At 46.0% G+C, this 15422-nt stretch carries 7 protein-coding genes; all 7 read right to left on the bottom strand.

The features are described from left to right. Positions 1–48 precede the first annotated feature (48 nt). On the bottom strand, positions 49–2253 hold the full coding sequence (locus tag AC1EK4_RS04155; RefSeq protein ID WP_052053019.1) for a GH92 family glycosyl hydrolase: 2205 nt from the start codon (positions 2251–2253) through the stop codon (positions 49–51). 164 nt (positions 2254–2417) lie between these two features. Then, entirely contained in the window at positions 2418–3578 is a 1161-nt protein-coding gene (locus AC1EK4_RS04150; protein ID WP_036900438.1) for a DNA-binding transcriptional regulator, read from the bottom strand. Between the two features lie 711 nt (positions 3579–4289). Next, positions 4290–5978, bottom strand: coding sequence for a RagB/SusD family nutrient uptake outer membrane protein (locus AC1EK4_RS04145; protein ID WP_036896268.1), 1689 nt, complete (start codon positions 5976–5978; stop codon positions 4290–4292). Between the two features lie 14 nt (positions 5979–5992). Next, positions 5993–8773, bottom strand: a complete 2781-nt coding sequence (locus tag AC1EK4_RS04140) for a SusC/RagA family TonB-linked outer membrane protein (RefSeq protein WP_036896269.1) — start codon at positions 8771–8773, stop codon at positions 5993–5995. A 28-nt stretch (positions 8774–8801) separates the two neighbouring features. Next, a complete protein-coding gene (locus AC1EK4_RS04135) occupies positions 8802–10649 on the bottom strand; it encodes a RagB/SusD family nutrient uptake outer membrane protein (RefSeq protein ID WP_036896205.1) in 1848 nt (615 codons plus the stop codon). 13 nt (positions 10650–10662) lie between these two features. Then, positions 10663–13794 (bottom strand): SusC/RagA family TonB-linked outer membrane protein, encoded by a 3132-nt coding sequence (locus AC1EK4_RS04130; RefSeq protein ID WP_036896206.1) that lies wholly within the window; start codon positions 13792–13794, stop codon positions 10663–10665. 473 nt (positions 13795–14267) lie between these two features. Continuing rightward, positions 14268–15407 (bottom strand): DUF1735 and LamG domain-containing protein, encoded by a 1140-nt coding sequence (locus AC1EK4_RS04125; protein WP_480357119.1) that lies wholly within the window; start codon positions 15405–15407, stop codon positions 14268–14270. Positions 15408–15422: the final 15 nt, after the last annotated feature.

Raw genomic sequence — 15422 nt, 5'->3', positions numbered from 1 at the left:
GTTAAAATTATATACTAAGGTTTTTGTTATGAATTGCTTTTCGGTTTCTCACTCCGCACTCTTAGGTCTGGCAGCGCGAGCTTGGCCGAATCGCTTGTTGGGACGGTCGCTCATGACGAATTCCAACGTCCCTCCTCTCATGATATCTTGATAGGTTATGAAAGCCTTTGTGTAGGGTTTACCGTTGAGTTTCGCGCTCTTGATATACACATGCCGGTCGCTGTTGTTGCGGGCAACGACGGTAAATGTCTTCCCACCGGGCAACTTGACAGAGGCACGACGGTATTCCGGACTGCCAAACACGTACACTCCGTTCGACGGATTGACCTGATAGAAGCCCAGAGCCGACATGACATGCCATGCCGACATCTGTCCGCAATCTTCGTTTCCACACAGTCCGTCGGGTTTAGCTGTGTAGAATTCCTTCTGCAACATGCGTACACGGGCGGCCGTCTTCCACTGTGTGCCGGCATAAGCATATAAATATGGTATATGATGATTGGGTTCGTTGCCGTGCGCATATTGCCCTACGAGTCCCGAAACATCGGGCGCTGCCGTAGCTCCGAGGTCGCCTTCGGCCACGAAGAGCGAGTCCAGATTCTTCACGAAAGCCTCATCTCCGCCGTGTAGAGCCACTAGTCCGTCAGGGTTTTGCGGCACCATGAAGGTGTATTGCCAACCGTTTCCCTCGGTAAAGTCGCCCACGTTGCCATGGTGTTCGGCCGAGAACGGGTCGTAAGGCTCGTACCATGAGCCGTCGGCCATCTTCGGATGAATCTTGTTGATGCGCTTGTCCCAGTAGTGTTCGTATGCATGGCCGCGGCGGATGAAGGTCTTGTAGTCGTCCATACGCCCCATCTTCTTGGCCATAAGGGCGATACTCCAGTCGTCGGCAGCATATTCCTGCGAAATAGAAGTGGCTTCCTGTAGCGAGTCGGCAGGTATATAACCGTACTTCATGAGCAGCGATATGCCGTTTTGGGCGGGATTAGTGGCAGTCCCTATCATCGCGTCGAGGGCGCGATGGGCATCAAATCCACCGATACCTTTTAGATAAGCGTCGGCTATAATAGGTACCGAGCTGTAGCCGGGCATGCAGTTGGTCTCGCCTGCATGGAGCGGCCAAATAGGTAATTTGCCGTTTTGGTCGTAGATGCTCAGCATCGAGTTCACCATATCGGGCACTCGTTCGGGCTTGATGATGGTGAAAAGTGGATGCAAGGTGCGGTAAGTATCCCATGTAGAGAAGATGGTGTAATTACGGAACTGATTGCCCGTCATCACCTTATCTCCGATACCTCGGAAGTCGCCATTGACGTCGCAATACAGATTGGGAGCTATCATCATGTGGTAGAGGGCGGTATAAAAGATGGTCTTCTGCATCTGCGTACCATCTATATCGATGCAGGCAAGCTCTTGATTCCACTTCTCCACAGCAGCGCGATGCACTCTGTCGAAATCCCATACAGGTGCTTCGGCCTCCATATTCATGCGTGCATTAGTGCAACTCACCGACGAAAGAGCTACCTTGATATTTACCTCTCGCGTATCATCGGCAAACGTCATGACGCCTTTCACGCCTTGTGTCTGTAGCTCATCGGTGCATACGAATTTGTCACCTGCGTACAATCGAAGTGCATGGATAGGACGATCGGTCTTCAAATAGAAAAAGGTCTTATGCAATGGAGACCATCCTTTCACAAACCGATAGCCTTCGATGGTATAGTCGTCTACCTTTCTTATATACGATTCGTATACCCGGCTGTCGATGTCGTTGACCAAATCGACTAGCACACGCGGCGTTCCTGCCTCCTTATATATATAATGGTGTAGCCCCACACGTTCGGTAGAAGTGAGTTCTACATCTACTCCATTGTCCATCTTTACGGCATAATAGCCCGGTGATACACGCTCATTGCTGTGCTTAAAATAAGAGGCCACAGAACCTTTAATGTTGTTTTGCTCACCACGCAGGGTACGTTCTGTCCCTGTATAAGGCATCAGACTGACGTCGCCAAGGTCTGAACAGCCCGTACCACTGAGATGATTGTGGCTGAACCCGATGATGATGCTGTCGCTATAATGGTAGCCCGACACCCAGTCCCAACCTTTATAGATGTTCATAGGTCCTAGCTGTACGGCACCAAAAGGCACATTGGCACCCACAAACACGTGTCCGTGTCCATCGGAACCTATCAGCGGATCTACATATTTGGCATAATCCTTTGAAACGCTGGCTGCTGTCAGCCCCATAGGAAGCAACAGTAGAAACGTGGTTAACAGATAATAGATTCTTTTCGTCATTTAGGTAGGTATTAAAGGCATAGTTAATAGTCCGATTGCAAATATAACAAGGTTGGATTATATAGAAGTTACGCATTTGCGTAATTTAGTACATGAATTGCGCACAAAGACGATTATCGGTGCTGATTGCGATATTCTGAGGGTGTACAACCTTTCATCTTCTTAAACAGACTCATCAAACTGCTGTAGTTACCCACATGCATTGTAGAAGCCAACTCCTTGATTGGCGTGTCGCTTTCTTCCAACATACGGGCGAAAAGGTCGATGCGTTTGCCGGTGATATAGTTATAGATAGATTGCCCGGTGACCTGTTTGAACTTCATTTCGAGCAGTCGTCGCGACAGTGGAAGTTCTTTCAGCAGGTCGCTTACCGTGAGTTGTGTGCAGATATTGCGATGTATCAGCTCCAGTGCCTTGAACACATAAGGGTCGTCGGTAGCAAAGAGATTGGTGGAATCGCGGCTCACGATGGCCGTCGGCTGTATCACTACATCGTGCAGTGGAGCCTCCGGGGTCTTCAGGTGTTCGGCTATGAGCCGTGCCGTCAGGTATCCGCCGGTCTCGATATCCAAGTTCACGCTCGACAGTGTAGGGTCGGAAAGCTCGCATATCACCTCGTCGTTGTCTACTCCCATTACCGCAATGTCGCCCGGAATAGAGATGCCTATCGACTTACAGGCCTCCTCTATCTTGTTGCCTTGGTTATCGTCGCAGCAGAAGAGAGCCGTGTGGGGTGGCAAAGACTTGAGCCATTCGGTCAGCGTGGAGGAGTCATAATACCACAGCGTCTCCAATATCTGCTTCTTATAGGTATAGAAATGGTCGGCAAAACCGGCTTCCTCGATACACCGGAAATACCCCTCGCACCGCTCATCGCTCCACACCGTGTCTTCATAACCGCAGAAAGCGAAGTGGCGAAAGCCCTTGCCGAGGAAATAACGTGCTACCATACGACCCGTTGTGATGTAGTCGCTTGTGATGTTGGAGAGCTGTGAGAACCGCTGTTTATAGTCTTGTGCTACGGCCAAAATACCGTTCTTGGCAAACAGCTCCACATCTTCGTCGTGATTGAATTGTCCCACGATGGCATCGGCTTTCCAGTTTAAAGCCCAGTCGACCACGCCCTGAATACCATTCTTCTCTTTATACGATGGAGGCATACGACAAACCACCCAAGCATCGTGCGACAGCTTTTTGGCGTACCGCAAAATGCCTTGTAGCAACCGGTGGGAGAAGCCTTCGGTAAAGTCGGTTAATAGTATCAGTCGTATCATAAGCTAGAAATAAGCAATCTACAAATTTATATTTTTTAGTCGAAAACTCCAAACTAGCGTCTGATTCTCTGCACTTTTCATCGCATATTGGCTTATAAAAAGAAAACACGGAAGCGATTCTAGTCGTCCCGTGCCTCTATATATTCAGTTAAATAATAAGTTCCAATCACTAAGTGATTGTTGCAAAGATATGTACTTTTTCTTATTCACACAATCCTCATTTATGAGTAAAGCGCCCTGAAAACCTCCCTTAACACTCTCATACTTCTTAAAATACAAGACAGGGACATTGCAGATAGTGAAGATTTATAAGTTTAGTAGCTATCAATATCAGGGGTTTCATCTTGCTATATATATGATATTCATAGCCAATAAAGTTTCTATGAATTTGCTGCCAAGGCTCCGCAATCTTCCTGCCGAGGCTGAACAGCAATACTGAAAGGGTGAGACAGCAAGAGTGGAGAGGCGCTGCAACAGCCTCACCCTAATCTCCAACAAAAGGAAAAGAGAGCTTTACTACTTATTCCAATCTCTTCTCTATGAATCAAAGAAGCTGGAATGCAAGGATAGATAACGGCAAAAATCTTTATGCGGAGAAACTACTAAAGACCAATAACCGCTCACGGCCCCCATATATAAGGACTATATATAAAAAGAAATCGTGTGCCGATAGAAGTCGACACACGATATTTTTGACTATCAATAGTAAAGTTATTCCCAGCCGGGATTTTGCTTCAAGTTTCTATTCTTATAAAGCTCGGCATTGGCAAAAGGATAGAAATACAACTTATCTTGGATGTCATAGGTAGTCAAAGGCAGACGCTCGTAACTGAGTTTGCCGTCGCTACCCTTCTTAATCTCTACCTTATAGATGTTCTTCATCTCGTCGAGAGCCTTCCAACGACGCAAGTCCCAGAAACGTTGTCCCTCGAATGCGAACTCTACTCGGCGCTCATTGCGAAGTCGTTTGATGAAAGCTTCCTTCGTCATACCCTTGGGGAACTTAGGCATCTTGACTTCCGGACGCTGGCGAACCATATTGACAGCCTCGCAAGCCGATAGCGTAAAGCCGGCCGGAGTTGCGTCTGGCCCATAGGCTTCGGCTGCTGCTTCAGCATAATTGAGCAATATCTCGGCGTAACGCATTACTACCCAGTTGTGGTGGAAGTTTTTGGTTGTCTGTCCGGCTTCAAATGTTACCTTGTTATTTACGTACTTACGCAGATAGTAACCCGTGGTAGTGGCATTGAGGAGGGGCTGTCCGTTCTTTCCACCTATAAAAGTTTCGACAGCTTCTTTAGCTGGCCATTTATCACCATTACATACAATCGTCATCTTCATACGAGGGTCGCGACTCTTGTAAGGATTGGCTGCGTGCGCAGGATTATTCCAATCGAAGACATCGCCATTGGCCATCTCGTAGGCATCAACAAGATTCTCGGTGGGGCAAGTGTTACCATTACCCTTGTTCACACCAATAGGGAAGTTGTTCGACTCGAACGATGTGGTCTCACCACCGGGTACACACATGATGACTTCGCTGCTTTGGTTGTTGGTCGGACCAAATAGATTGTTATATTTACTATCAAGTTTGTAGCCGAATTCGGACGACTTGTCAATGACATCATAAGCCGCTTTGGCAGCATCTTCCCACCGCTTCACATCTTTATTAGGATTGAAGAGCGGACTGGCCAAATACAACGTTGCACGCGATTTGAGTGCCAATGCCGTACCTTTACTTACACGTTGCATGTTGGCAGCGGCTCCGGGAAGCGTGGTAACCTTAGCAGGTAACTTCTCAGCAACAGCCGTACATTCGTCGATAACGAACTTCAATATGCTCTCAGCATTGGTAGGTTTCACGGCAGAAGCTTCTTCGGCACTTAATGTCTTGGTGACAAGTGGCACATTACCGTAACGCTTGGCCAATTCAAAATAGTAGAAAGCACGCAGCAATCTTACCTCATGCTCATAATTCAGATAACTATTATAGGTGTCTTGGAAACCATCAGAGTTCTTCCAATCGTCGTATGTCAGTCCCAAACAGTTCTCCAAATAGAAGTTGGCATCGTGTATTGCCTGATAATAATCAGAGAAAACATCGTCGACAGTACGGTTTGCCGACCACGAACCATTAACGAAACGCTGCACATTAGCAGTGGGATAAACATGTATAGCATCGTCGGTTGCCGCATCTTGTAGGGCTCCTGAAAGGCCTGTCAGGCCATTTGGCAAGTAGGTATATACTTGTGTACAGAGCTGATACACGCGCGACGGGTCGTAGAGTATCTCATCTTTATCGTAGTAGGTCGACTCGCTTGTATCAAGAAAGTCGCAGCTTGTGAACGCTGTGGCAAAGAGCAAGCCTGCCATCAGCGTAGGGATATATCTTTTTTTCATAATCCTCATTGTCATTAGAATGTTAAGTTGAAACCGATAGCATAGCGACTCATCGATGGATGACCGGTACCCATATTCTCAGGATCCATCACTTTGATATGGTCGAGGCAGAATAAATCGTAGCCACGAACATAGACTTTGGCACCGTGAACACAGCGCAGAGACTTCAATTGACGTGCATTGAACTGGTAATAGAGTTCAAGTGTGCGCAGCTTGAAGAACGAACCATCCTGCACCCACAACGAGTTAGTGACGTAATTGTTGCTCGAACCTGTCGATGTGAGGCGTGGATACTTGGCCATCGGATTCTCGGCTGTCCAGCGATTATTGTAATATTCGGTCGAAACAGTGCGGTTGTTGTACAGCGGCCAATAGATGCTAGGCGTGCTGGCCAACACACTCCTGTTGCCAACACCTTGGAACATGGCGAAGAGACCGAATCCCTTATATTCCAAATTCAAGTCTACAGAGTAGTAGATTTCAGGGAAATTGCTATAACCTATGGCCATTTGGTCGTGAGCATCGATTACCTTGTCCCCATTAAGGTCTTTGTATTTCAAGTCGCCGGGGCGTACTTCAGACAGCGTCTGCTTGACACCGCGGTTGTCAATCTCGTCCTGATTCTGATAAATTCCCTCTACTACATAGCCGAAATACTGTCCCATGCGCCCGTTGGTACGGTAGAGATAGTCGTAAGGACGATACTCTTCGTTCTGCTGTACAATCTTGTTGCGTGTAAAGGTGAATGTTCCGCCAAACGAATACTTAAAGTCTCGGCTGCCATCTGTCCAATGAATGTCAGTCTCAATGCCCTTATTGTCAACTACACCAGCATTCTGTTTCGAGATAGGACTACCGAAGATAGACGATACTTTACCGTTGGCTCCAACGAGAATATCGGTACGATGATCGTAGAACAGGTCGAACGTAACAGCCAAATGACGGAAAGCGCGAAGGTCGAAACCTAGATTCCACTTGTGAGATTTTTCATAAGTAAGGTCGGTCATACCCACTTGTGTAAGCTTCAGACCACCATCTTTCTTCGGAGTCTTGCCGAAGAAGAAGCCTCCACCGTTACCATACATATCTATATATAGGTCGTTATTGAAGTCGGCAGCACCTGAAATACCATAGCTAGCACGCAGTTTCAAGAGGTCGATGGCAGTGTCTTTCATGAAATTTTCTTCAGAAATGAGCCATGCCGCACCCACTGATGGGAAGATACCCCAACGATGTCCGGGAGCAAGGATGCTCGAAGCAGAACCCGTCAACGACAAGTCGGCAATGTAGCGCTGCTTGTATGAGTAGTGTACTTGCCCCACGGCGTCGATGAAAGCATAAGAAGTATTCTGCCCCTTAGCCGTAAGTTTATCCATGGAATATTGCAATGTGCTCTTTAAAGCATGGTCGCCCCAAGTACGATCGAACTTAGCAAAGGCTCCAAGATAGAAGTGATTGCGCGACGAACCTACCGAACGGCTGAAACTAAGAGCTGTTTCGTTGCGTAGATTCTTATACGAATAGCTCTTATTTGTCCAATCATAATCGGTCTGTTCGTAACCATAATTGCGCGTGTTGCTGTCCCAATAAGAAGCCATATTATCCAATCCTACACGTACTCCCACCGACAAACCGGGCAAAAGTGCATCCAATCGATGCACAATATTCATGTCGGCATAGAGGTTTCGCTGCTGTGAACGAGCGTAACCGGTACCCGAAATCATGGCAACGGGGTTGGTTCCGATGTCTTTCGTACCTGCCCATATACCGTTCTCATTGCGAATAGGGAACGCACCGGCAGGCACATTATACAGCGCATTGAAAATATTGGCAATGCTGGCTCCGGGTCGATTGTGCTCAGAGAATGCTCCGAAGATATTCAATTGCAAGTCGGTATTACGATTCAAGTGAATATCCAAGTTGCTACGCACGTTAAGATTAGAGAACTTAAACTGCGTAGAATAACCGCCATTGTCGTTCACCGGCTTCAGAATACCATCGTCATAAAGGTAATTCAACTGCGTGAAATACTTCACAAACGAACCACCACCGGTCACAGAGAAGGTGGCATTGTGACCATTACTATAGTCACGTAGCGACTCGCCCCACCAATCTATATTGGGATACATGCCCGGAACGCTACCATTTTGGAACGCAGCCAGTTCGTCATCATTGTATCGTGGTGTGAGACCATCGCTTACTCTACCCTCGTTCAGAGCCTTGGCATAGGTGTAACTATCGACCAACTTCGGCGTACGGAAAGGCTTTGCCATGTTAAACTCGTACGAGAAGTTAATCACAGGTTTCCCTAAAAAGCCGCGTTTTGTCTTTACCAAGACCACTCCATTGGCTCCACGCATACCGTAGAGAGCCGTAGATGGAGCGTCTTTGAGAATGGTTACCGACTCAATCTCATCGACAGAAAGCTGTCCGGGGTCACGCTCGAAACCGTCAATCAACAACAATGGTGCATTTGCATTGAGCGTATTGCGACCTCGAATGGTCAATCCTGCAGAGGTCTCCCATGCAGTTCCTTGACTTTGCAACGATTGAAGACCGGGTATCAAACCATAGAATCCGTCACGAGGATTGATGCCTTTACGATGCGAGAGCATCTCTTTGGTAGTAAAGGCAGTTGCTGTGGTCGACTCCTTTAAGTCGAACGAGAGATTACGTCCGTACTCGATGGGATATGAATCCTTGCTACGCTGCAGACTATCGGTCTGTGTCTGAGCCTGCAAGGGAAGGGATAACGGCAGGGCTATCAAGCCTACCAGATATGTTTTGAATGTCATATTACTATTCGTTTTTGTTAGAATGGAATTACCAACCGGGATTCTGAACAAGTCCATATCCCTTGCTTACTTCTCTTGAGGGGAAAGCACTGAGGCACATACGAGGCTGCCATCCGGTCTTCCACCAACTACGTGAGTACTTGGTCAGTTTGAAGGGAACGCACTCATAAGCCCTTGTCTTCTTATGACGATACACATGCAAGCCGTGCAACTGCGTCTCGAAGACATCGTATTTTTTCCATCTGATGAGGTCGAAGAAGCGTACTTCCTCGTAAGCGAACTCTACAGCACGCTCGTGAAGGAGAGCTTCGCGGAACTCTTCCTGTGTCATGCCCGATTTCAATGGAGGCATATCGACACGCGCTCTTACCTTATTCACAGCCTCGTAAGCCTCCGGTGTGGGGCCACCATTGTATTCGTTGAGAGCCTCAGCATAGTTCAGATAAACCTCAGCTAGGCGTATGATAGGCCATTGTACGGGGCGGTTGTAAGCCGCGTTGTTGCGGTCGAGACCCCATTTACGACATACCAATCCCGTAATGATACTTAGATTATGAATCCTTCCTTGACTCCAGTCCTTACCCTTCGGATATTCTTTCTTCGGGTCATTGGGCTTTGGCTCCACCATATCAGCTTTACGTCCATTGTAATCGTCACCATCAAGGATGAAATTTTCGTACAGACGAGGATCACGATTTTTGAAAGGAGCTTTCTTATGTTTCGGATTATCCCAATTAAACTTGGTTCCATCCTTCATTTCAAACATATCGAAGAACTCTTTGGTGGGGCAATATGCACCCCAACGAAGTCCTTGATCGAACGTCTTATTGTTCTTCAACATAAGAATATTACGACGCGATGAAATGAGCGTCTCAGTGTTGCCACGATCAAAGTAAGCACTGGTATAAGCGTCACGCACCGACTTAATGCCGGGATCGCCATTCTCTACAAGCTTATAATAACCATTTCCACCCTTTTTCAATTCATCGAAGAAAGTCTTACAAGCATCAGCTGCTTGTTTCCAACGATTCTTATCGTAATTACCAAACCACGTCATCTTCTTCTCAGAAGCCTCACCCTCGGCAAACGGTGTAGGACTGTTGAAGAGTGGACTAGCCACAAATAGCAGCACACGAGTCTTCAAAGCCATGGCTCCGGCCTTGGTAAATCGACCGTCCCAGTTGCCCAATTCATCGGCAGGAATACTCCATGGGAAGTCTTTATTGGCTATGACAGAATCTAGAAGCTTCACGATAAAGTCGACCGTCTCTTGCAAAGTAGCACGCTTAGGGAACTCCGCATCCTCAGAAGAGAGAGCATGGTCGATGATAGGCATAGCTCCGTAGTGGCGCAGCATGTGCGCATAAAGCACTGCCACCATCATATCTGCCTCTGATTTCATGCGAGATTTCTCCGCAGCATCCATATCGGGAACGCGGTCTACATTCTCTTTGAAGAGCCAAGCGTGGCGCACAGCCGTCCAAATACCAGCCCTTGTAAACTGCATCTTGGTCACTCTGCCATTATCATTTGTATTGTCTTCTATCGATGCATTATAGAGACCGGGATAATAAGTCTTCCCCAACGACGACCAACCGATATTATCAAAATTCAAATCAGTAAGTCCTTCGATAGTACTCAAACACATCTGCGTGCGTCGACCATTGGTCTCCATACCGTAAGGCAGGTTCTCATAGCAACGCCAAAGCACACGACGAGCATACTCAGCCTTGCCAAATATCGTATCGATAGTAACGTCTGTGCTAGGTGGTTTCTGCAAAAAATCGTTTCCAATAGCTAGGTCTTCGCACGAAGCGGCGAACCCTGAGAGTAGCAGAGTCGTAACGATTGCTGCTGTATGTTTAAATAGTTTCATGATTATTTCGTTTTTAGAATCCAACTCTTAAGCCAAAGTTAATAACCTTCATCAATGGATATGCCTTACCATCGGGATTAGCTTCGGGATCACTGACTTTCAGATTGTCGAATGTAAGCAAGTTGTATCCCGACAAAGCCACACGCAACGAGTTCAGACGAAGCGCTCTCGTAATGGTCTTGGGAAAACTATAACCCAGTTCGACGTTCTTCAATCTCAAGTAAGAAGCATTACGCAACCACAGACTTGAGTTCTGATAGTTGTGCGATTTGTTACGGATAGAGATGGCAGGAGCCTTTGCGCTGTTTCCCTTTTCGGGTGTCCAGGCATCGTCTACCATATATCTCATTAAACTATAGTTGTCCATTTCGCCGAACGGAGTGCGATAAACAGAGCTCAACATACGCGAAGTCTGGAATGCACCGGCAAATGTAACGCTCAAATCAAGCCCACGCCAAGAGAATCCCATGTTCACACCGAGGGTGTAGCGAGGATAAATGGAATAGCCGATGTCGCGAATATCCTTTTCGTTGATGACTCCATCACCATTCAAGTCCTTAAATATCACGTCGCCGACAAGAGGGATATAACCGCTACCTTGGTCGGCAATGGCACCCGGCTTGCCCTTATTAGCAGCATAGTCGGCCACATCTTTCTCGGTGAAGTAACCGTCAAACACATAACCGAAGTTCTGACCGACAGGCTTTCCAGTCTGTTTCATCCACTCGTATTCATAGTTAATTTCGTCTTTGAACACGATTTTGTTCTTTGCATACGAGAGATTAGCACCTATATGATACTTAAAATCCTTGAAACGGTCTTGCCAACGCACGCTCACTTCGTAGCCGTGGTTGTCTACCTTACCCAGATTGACTGTAGGAAGTTGTACTGCCAAGTATCCGGGAATCACTCCACGAGAAATCAAGATATTGGTACGATGCTCGGTGAAATAGTCGAAATTCAAGCTCAATCGGTCTTTGAAGAGTTTCATGTCGATACCGAAGTTTTGCTTTACGGCCGTTTCCCAAGTTACGTCGCGGTTACCTATCTTACCTTCAGAGGCACCCTTGACCGATGTACTGGTGTTCACACCAAAGCTATACTGTCCGTCGACGATCTTATAAGTATCGGGCAGATAGAGGAAACGAGAGTTATCGCTCGTAATATCGTTACCCACCTTACCGTAAGAAGCTCTCAGTTTGAGATAGCCTACAACCGGTTTCAACGGCTTGAAGAAATTCTCTTCAGATACAATCCAACCCAACGAACCGGCCGGGAAGAATCCGAATCGATGACCTTTGGCAAAGTTTTCGGAACCGTTATAGCCCACACTGAAGTCTACCAAGTACTTTGTCATGTAGTCGTATGTACCTCTTCCCACGAAACCGATGTAACCACGAGGGATACCTATGAAGTTTCCACCGGGATAATACTTCATCGTCTGGTTGTACATGGCAAGACCCGACACGTGGTGAGGACCAAAGTTGCGCTTGTAGTTCAACGCTCCTTCAATGTACCAGTTGCGCGATAAGCCGTCGGACTCTTTAAAATCAAGTTTCTGATAGCTGGTAACCAACTTCAAGTCGGGCTTTCCGTCGGCATCAAGTATCGACTCATAGAGTGGTTCGCGACCTTCGCGGCGCTTATAGATAGTTACACCACTATTATATGCACCTTTCAAATGTACAGTCAAACCTTTGGTCAGGAAATCCAACTTCTGCGAAAGTTTGAAGTCAAAGTTCAACACATTATTAGCTGTAGTGGCATAACCCTTACCATAATAAGTGTTCAATGCATCCTGAAGGTTACCGATGGGCAACATTCCAGAGCCGATACGAATACGCTTTCCGTCTACAATACCTGCACCACTGAAAGGAGGCGAAGCATAGATATAGCGGTAGAGTGAGTTAATATCCTTCGTAGTACCGTCGTTATAGCAAGGCTCCTGTCGGTTACCAAAATATCCACCGAGATTCACCTGCAACGCCGTTGTCTTCGTTACATTTACATCCAAGTTCACACGATAGTTGTAACGGTTGTAGTTGAAACCTTTATCGTTACGATTCTTGAATACCTTAAAGTGGCCATCCTGAGTGAAAGCACTCAACGATGCGAAGTATTTCACGCGGTCGGTACCACCAGATATATTAAAGTTATGTTGTGTTTGGAGCGATGCTTTGCGCACTAACATATCTACCCAATCTACATCCGGATGGGTAAGCGGACTGCTATGCGTGCGGAATTTCTCCAAATCGTCGGGCTTGAAGGCTAGCATATCCTCGCCCACACCGTCGTGTATCTGAGCTTGGTTGTACTGACTTGCCCACTCGTAGCTGTTTACAAATTCAGGCAAACGAGCCGGAATCTGCCATGCCAGAGACGTAGAGAAGTTCATTTTGGGGCTTTCCTTGCTACCACGCTTCGTTGTTACGAGGATAACACCATTAGCACCACGTACACCAAACACCGCTGTAGCCGACGCATCTTTCAATACTGTAATGTCGTCTACTTCGTTCGGGTCGATTTGAGAGAACGCTCTTTCCACACCATCAACCAATATCAACGGTTGAGAGAGTGATGTACTCAACGAACCTACACCACGAATGAACAGCGCGGCACCGTCGGCTCCGGGCTGACCGCTACTCTGGATACTGGCCAAACCGGAAATTTTACCGGCCAACGCGTTCGACAAACTGGCTACTGGTGTCTTCAACAATTCGCCTTGATTGACAGATGCGAGTGCACCGGTAACGGTAACCTTACGTGTAGTACCGTAGGCAATCACCTGAACATCGGCCAATGCCACGGCGTCTTCTCTTAGATTAATTTTTAAAGGTACATTGTTTTTCACGACAACGGTCCTTGTCTCATACCCTACACACGAGATTTCGATTTTCGAACCCGGTTTCGCTTTGAGTCGGAAGTTACCATTAGCGTCGGTCACAGTTCCCGATTTGGCTCCTACCACTCTCACCGTAGCTCCTACAATAGCTCCCATTTCGTCTGTCACAGTACCTCGAATCTCAGTTAACTGATCGTTTTGTGTGATGCTATTCACAGGTTTCGGTGATGCATTTGCAGCAGAAAAGGGTAGAAATCCCATTGATAGCATCAAGATGCTACATTGAAAAAATCGTCTTTTCATTAGATATATTGATAAATTTAAAATATGTTCCCAGTTCCACTTCAATTCAAATTGAGAGGCCTAAAAACAGGTATTAGACATAATCTTTTTTGCAAATATAATAACCTAATACATATATTATATACCAATATCGTACAATAAAATACCAATATCGTACAAAACCGCATTCTCACAGTGGTTTACACACTATAAATAATCATATTTTTTACAAAAGATAGTACACAGTTATACTCTTCGGAAAGATGCTAACATCGTTATAAAAGGAGCGAAAATACGTATAATGAAGATAAAAACACCTTTCTAAAATACGAAAGTATGTAACATTTAAAAACGATAAAAGGAGCAATCATACTATTGATTACTCCCCCCTTAAGATTATGAAATCGTTCAGTACACCATATTAATATCCTTATACTGATATGACTTACTTTGCTAGTTAACGTGAGTTCGATGAACCCACGTTAACCGATATACTACTTAATATTGATTGGTTCGGGCAAAGTTGCAATGTTTATTGAATTAGCTCTCATTTCACCTCTGATACCTTTGGCTTTATCGTATATCTCATTGCCTTCAGTCTTATCAGTACCATCAAGTTTGTAATAGAGCTCTAAGCCCTCACTCTTCGGATCAACACCTAGCATATGTTGTTTGATGTCGTTCTCACTACGAGCCACACTCCATACACGAACCTCACTCATATAGCCATAGAATGGACGGTCTCCCCATGGGAATCCTACCAACATACCAATTTGGAAGCCATAATCAGCATTCGGACTAAAGCCTTGGAAATCACTTTGTTGTTCAGCCCACTTTACACCATTCTTATACATAACGGTCTTACCGCTGCTTACATCGTAGGTTACAGCTAGATGATACCACTGCTTAGACTGCAATTTCTCAGGAGCTTCATACTTAATCTTTCCTGCTATCTGAGCTACACCGGCAGCAATACCACCACCAATATCTCCGACACGGAAGATTGAGAATCCTTCGCAACCCATAATGGTGTTCTCATACCAACCGGTAGCATAAACGAGTGCCTCATAGGTAAACGACTTCAAGTATGCACTGGCTGGGAACATGACGGTTATATTACTTCTTCTAAATTCTCCAACTTTTGTAATACGTATAGGATTAGAGATTACAATGTATTCTATATTGTTACCTTCTATAACAGGCATATTACTCGAACTGAGTTTGATAGGAATAACGTACGATGTGCCTTCTTTCAGTTTGTCGAGGTTGCTAAGCGATAACATGACCTTGTCTGCTGACAAATCTCCCTTGACTATCTTAGCCTTGCTAACTTCCAATTTTACATTTTCAGCATTAAGTGCCATGTGTTTGGTAGCTCCCTTAGCATTAAAATCACTGATAAGCGATGTATCTCCAAGTTCATATGAAACCTCTACGTCGTCAGAATGAACTTTCGATAAGCGAGCACTAATCTCTATGTTGAGTGTAGGCTGACCGTCGAGCGTTACTTGATGTTCTTGCTCTGGAAAGTACACTTTAGTTTCGAGCAAGTCGGCTTCGCTTTCGTTGTTGCACGCTGTAAAGAGCAATGCTCCCAATGCGAACGCCATATATCCGAAAATATATTTATTCATAATTCTCATTGTTTT

The organism is Prevotella sp. C0026C3 (assembly GCF_056590795.1).
Note: the sequence above shows the minus strand (reverse complement) of the source record. Positions and strands in the feature narration are given on the sequence as shown.

Bases quoted from the DNA above. Each gene is read 5' to 3' on its own strand.
- AC1EK4_RS04145 (WP_036896268.1), bottom strand. From the start codon at position 5,978: ATGAAAAAAAGATATATCCCTACGCTGATGGCAGGCTTGCTCTTTGCC.
- AC1EK4_RS04155 (WP_052053019.1), bottom strand. From the start codon at position 2,253: ATGGGGCTGACAGCAGCCAGCGTTTCAAAGGATTATGCCAAATATGTA.
- AC1EK4_RS04130 (WP_036896206.1), bottom strand. From the start codon at position 13,794: ATGAAAAGACGATTTTTTCAATGTAGCATCTTGATGCTATCAATGGGA.
- AC1EK4_RS04140 (WP_036896269.1), bottom strand. From the start codon at position 8,773: ATGACATTCAAAACATATCTGGTAGGCTTGATAGCCCTGCCGTTATCC.
- AC1EK4_RS04150 (WP_036900438.1), bottom strand. From the start codon at position 3,578: ATGATACGACTGATACTATTAACCGACTTTACCGAAGGCTTCTCCCAC.
- AC1EK4_RS04135 (WP_036896205.1), bottom strand. From the start codon at position 10,649: ATGAAACTATTTAAACATACAGCAGCAATCGTTACGACTCTGCTACTC.
- AC1EK4_RS04125 (WP_480357119.1), bottom strand. From the start codon at position 15,407: ATGAATAAATATATTTTCGGATATATGGCGTTCGCATTGGGAGCATTG.